2 protein-coding genes and 1 pseudogene are annotated in these 2,634 nt (G+C 41.0%); 1 reads left to right on the plus strand and 2 read right to left on the minus strand.

The features are described from left to right. Positions 1 to 146: pseudogene (locus RRY12_12920) on the minus strand (S-layer homology domain-containing protein). Positions 147 to 508: 362 nt separating this feature from the next. Between RRY12_12920 and RRY12_12925 the strand changes: the two are divergent. Next, positions 509 to 1,960, plus strand: coding sequence for an ATP-binding protein (locus RRY12_12925; GenBank protein ID MEG2185576.1), 1,452 nt, complete (start codon positions 509 to 511; stop codon positions 1,958 to 1,960). A 160-nt stretch (positions 1,961 to 2,120) separates the two neighbouring features. On the opposite strand, the gene RRY12_12930 is transcribed toward RRY12_12925, so the two are convergent. Beyond that, the coding region (locus tag RRY12_12930) for a hypothetical protein (protein ID MEG2185577.1) at positions 2,121 to 2,634 on the minus strand (514 nt) is incomplete at its 5' end.

The raw sequence follows: 2,634 nt of genomic DNA on the forward strand, positions 1-2,634 counted from the left end.
TCAAGTTCGTCTTTGAATTCCATGACGAGCTTCTTGAGGAGTTCGAGATCCTGCTTGCTTGCCTTTTCCGCGTCGATGGTTACGAGGGCGCGGGCTACTACTGACGCGACTTCATAACGTGTTGCGGGCTGTGCACCTTTGAATGCTAAAAGTAATGTTTAAGTAAATATATAATAGCTATTAGTAAACTATAAGTGGGTATTTAAGATGGCATATAGTATATCAATATCAAGAAAAACAGCTTTTTTGATTATGTTTTTTTGCGTCATATACACATCCAATACATACCTAACCCTATTTTTTTATAAAACTTTATAAAATGAGAATACACACATATAGCCACGAGCTAGTTTAGAGAAAAGTTTTTACTTTAATTTTTGTTACTGCTTCTGTTATTTTAGTAAAATTTCTCTAAAATTGCAGCGTTTTAATTTTAAGCAAATTTTTTTAGCAAATTTTTATATTTTGTGTTAAAATTTATCTAAAAGAAGGGGAGGGCGATAAATAAATGATTGCAGTTGAATTGATCTCTCTGGTACAAGATGTGATATCCAAGCATTGTGAGATGCAGAACGTAGAACTGAAAGCCGGAGAAAAAGGTTGTCCCAAATTGTATGATACTATTTCGGCCTTTGCCAACCAGTCAAATGGCGGCATCATTATTCTGGGTGTGGATCAAGATGACGATTATAGGATATGCGGAGTCTATGACCCTCAAGATATTCAGGTAAAAATTACAGAACAGGCAAATCAAATGAGTCCTGTGGTGCGACCGCTGTTCACCGTTGCTGAGTATGACGGTAAAATAGTTGTTGCGGCGGAAATAGCAGAATGTGACCTTTTTTCAAAGCCATGCTTTTATAAAGGGGCCGGTATAGTACGGGGTTCGTATATAAGAGTCGGCGATGCCGATCTGCACATGACGGAATATGAAATATACAGTTATGAGGCCTTTCGCAAAAAACAGAACGACGAGCTGAGAAGTATAGAACGCGCTGGAATTGAAACGTTGGATAATGCGGCTATTGAAGTATATAAAATAAATATCCGCAGTCAGAAACAAAATCTGGCGGGGCTTCCAGACAACCAGATATACGAGCTGCAAGGCGTCCTTAATAGCGGGACTGCCACACTTACGGGGCTCTTGCTCTTTGGGATATATCCTCAGGCCTTCTTACCGCAGCTTTGCATAACGGCAGTTGTTATTCCAGGAATTAAAATGGGAGAAACCGGAACCGATGGCGAGCGGTTTATAGACAACAAAAAAATCGAGGGACGGATTCCCCAAATGCTTGACGAAGCTCTTGCTTTTGTGCAAAGAAATATAAAAAATACAACGATTATAAAGGATGACGGTGGGCGGTATGATAAAGTAGAATATCCTTTAAAAGCTATCCGCGAGCTGATTTTAAACGCACTTGTTCATCGCGACTACAGCATTTTCACAGAAACATCGCCAGTTCGGATAATGATATTCAGAGATCGAATCGAGATAGAAAGTCCTGGGGGGCTGTATGGACGCCTCACAATAGACAGTCTCGGAAAGGTGGGCGGAGATACAAGAAATCCATATATTGCTGGTGCAATGGAGGTATTGATGAAGACTGAAAACAGGTTTTCCGGTATACCCACAGTCAGGCTTGAAATGCAAAAGCATGGATTGCCGGCGCCTAAATTTGAGAATTTGCGCGGCGCCTTTAAAGTGACGTTATATAACAATACCGAAAACCCAGCGCCAGATGTTGCTGAGGTTGGCTGGGATGACCCGACGCAACGGATAGTGGATTTCTGCGCCATTGCACGCACCCGAAAAGAGCTGTCCGCACAATTTGGTTTTGCTTCTTCCTCTTATTTCATAAAACGTTATGTTACGCCTTTAGTAGATAAAAATATTCTGCGTCTGACAAATCCAGAATCGCCCAAAAGCAAAAATCAAAAATATGTTGCAGAGAAAAAGTAGGCGACAAGATTTTCCACGTCGCCGCATAGCAAGAAACTACTCTGAATTCAAGCAGGGTCACCTCTAGGGGCTGCTCAACATTAAAAACAACAAAAACTCCCCTGAATAAAAAGCAGGGGAGTTTTATTTTTATGACCCGCGTGATATAGGCGCGGTAAAATTACTGTTTCGCCAGTTGGTCAACGCGCTGCTGGATAGTCGATATTTCGTTATTTATTGCGTTTATCTTTGATTCTTCTTCCGCCTTGTCCTTGCGGAGCTTATCTAGGCGTTTTAAGAGACGGTCTGTTTCCAGCTTCGCTTCTGCCGCTCCTTTATAAAGATCGCGGGGATCGTCATTAGCGACATCCCATACGAAGGTGGTATCTTTGCCGTCAGTTATTGGACTGATACTCGAAAGCATTTCAATGCGGGCCTGTTTTACTCCCTTTAAAAGATCTTTTCCTGTTTTTTCGTCAAATCTTGGAAAATAGACGAGCCCTTCTTTTTCACCTTGAAATTTGAAATTGAGACGCTTATCATAATCAACCGCTTTATAGGTTTTGTTGCCAAGCCGCATTTTTATCATAATATCAAACGGGCCTAGGTACATCGTTGGTCCGTTATTAATAAATTTGATTTGGATGGGAATCACTTCGTTTAGTCTAATCGCCCCCAGCAGTTTGTATTTATAA

This window comes from Cloacibacillus sp., assembly GCA_036655895.1.
Classification (GTDB): domain Bacteria; phylum Synergistota; class Synergistia; order Synergistales; family Synergistaceae; genus JAVVPF01.

Coding starts and splice junctions, on each gene's coding strand:
- RRY12_12925 (MEG2185576.1), top strand. CDS start 509: ATGATTGCAGTTGAATTGATCTCTCTGGTACAAGATGTGATATCCAAG.